Origin of the sequence: Endozoicomonas numazuensis (assembly GCF_000722635.1) — a bacterium.
GTDB lineage: Bacteria > Pseudomonadota > Gammaproteobacteria > Pseudomonadales > Endozoicomonadaceae > Endozoicomonas_A > Endozoicomonas_A numazuensis.
The window spans coordinates 1-2103 of record NZ_JOKH01000026.1 but is presented as its reverse complement, the minus strand read 5'-3'; the positions used below and the strand labels follow the sequence as shown (position 1 = coordinate 2103).

Below are 2103 nucleotides of genomic sequence, written 5' to 3'. Positions count from 1 at the left end.
TCATCATGCTGGATGATGGCTTTCTCCTGCCATTGACCGTCGACAAGCCCCCAGATTTTGGCAGTATTATCTTCAGAGGCTGTCACAAGGTGGTTTCCATCGGGGCTGAAGTTGGCACTGTTCACCCACTTAGAATGCGGGATGGTGGCTTTTTTCTGCCATTGACCGTCGACAAGCCCCCAGACTTTGACGGTATCATCGTCAGAGACTGTCACAAGGTGGTTTTCATCGGGGCTGAAGGTGACACTGTTCACCGAGCTAGAATCCTGGATGGTGAATTTTTTCTGCCATTGACCGTCGACAAGCCCCCAGACTTCGGCGGTATGATCGTCAGAGGCTGTCACAAGGTAGTTTCCATCGGGGCTGAAGCAGGCATTGTTCACCGGCATGGAATGCTGGATGATGGCTTTTTCCTGCCATTGACCGTCGACGAGCCCCCAGATTTTGGCGGTATTATCCTTAGAGGTTGTCACAAGGTGGTTTCCATCAGGGCTGAAGCTGGCACCGTTCACACAGTCATCATGCTGGATGGTGGCTTTTTCCTGCCATTGACCGTCGACAAGCCCCCAGATTTTGGCGGTATTATCGTTAGAGGCTGTCACAAGGTGGTTTCCATCGGGGCTGAAGGTGGCATTGTTCACCCAGTCAAAATGCGGGATGGTGGCAACGTTTTGGCAGGTCAACTCTTTTGCTTCTACTAATACTTTGGCAATGGAGAAAAATAATATCTCGGGAAAGTGTTCATGGTGCAAAACGTTATCTAACTCCTCTGCCAATTCTCCACCCATATTGCTAAATCCTGTTAGCCAGCCTTGAATGGATGATGTATAGCACTCGGCGGTTAGTGGACTAATTCGATTTGAAAGGTGGCAATCACGGAAGAAGGAGCGAGCAATTATGTGATGAGTATCAATAAGTCCTTTCCAATCGCGGTGCACCTTCCTGCAAACAGCAAGGTCCCTTGTATCCAGATAGGAAAAAATTTTTTCAGTCATTTCATCTGGGATGGGGTTTATAGCCTTGTCGATAAACTTTGCTTTTTTAAGGCTTGGCTCACTTGTATTCAAGCTCTCGTGACGGGGCTCTTTTCCTTGTAGATTTACTAGCATTGCTTCTTCTCCTCTCCCTTCTAACGATTTCAACTGGCTTATTTTCTTGGCTCAATAAGAGTAAGTTGGATTTCCTGGTGACCGTTAAGTTTCTGCCATAGAGTAACAAGCTGGTAAGAACACATAACAAAAGTTTCCAGGGACTGCGCCTGCGGTGCAGCCCCTGAAATTGGCGTTATGCATACAAAACCATAGAGTTAGCTTTCACAATACTTTTTGTATTCGTACCCTGATTTTACAAACCCACACTTTTCTAAAGAACGAACTGCTGCTACGGAAATAGGATCAGAAGTAAACCCTGAAAAACAATCTGCTTTATTAACCCGTTCTAAAGATCTCAGTGCAGATCGTATTATTGGTCCAAAATCATTGGGAAAAGTTCTTGTAACTCTAAAAAAATGATCAGTATCACTAAAATCTCCAACGGAAAAATATCCTTTAAACTGAATCAAATCAGATGTCTTTAATAATTCTTCAGCTATATTAAAAACAATTTCTTGAATTCGTGATTTTAAATTATCTCTATCAATTTCAGGAATAGGCATTCCTCTAAATTTTTTATAGCACTCAAATATTGAGAGCAAAGCTTCTGAGCCAAGACCTCTGCCTGTATAATTCTTAAGAAGGTGACGACTAATAGCCAAAAAAAATAAAAAAAAGAAAATAAAAAAAAGAAAATAAAGGAAAAAAAAGAGGAAAAAAAAGGACATCCATAAAATCCCATACAACCAGCAACAAACTTGAATACCGCCCTAGCCCAAATTTCCCTGATCAGCTCAAATCTTTCTTACTGGAATATCTGTAAAGACCATTAAACAATGGTTAAAACGCTGAAATCACTTTCAAAAAAAAGGACATCCATAAAAAAAAAGGACATCCATAAAATCCCATACAACCAGCAACAAACTTGAATACCGCCCTAGCCCAAATCTCCCTGATCAGCTCAAATCTTCCTTACTGGAATACCCGTAAAGGCCATTAAACAATGGTTAAA

Annotated in this window: 2 protein-coding genes; both read right to left on the bottom strand. The window is 42.1% G+C overall.

Translation table 11 applies throughout. The features are described 5' to 3' along the window. A partial coding sequence (locus tag GZ78_RS26985) for an F-box/WD repeat-containing protein (protein WP_201772817.1) occupies window positions 1-1109 on the bottom strand: 1109 nt, incomplete at its 3' end. Window positions 1110-1306: 197 nt separating this feature from the next. Then, window positions 1307-1819: a hypothetical protein gene (locus tag GZ78_RS26980; protein ID WP_034843449.1), complete on the bottom strand. Its 513-nt coding sequence runs from the start codon at window positions 1817-1819 to the stop codon at window positions 1307-1309. Window positions 1820-2103 lie beyond the last annotated feature (284 nt).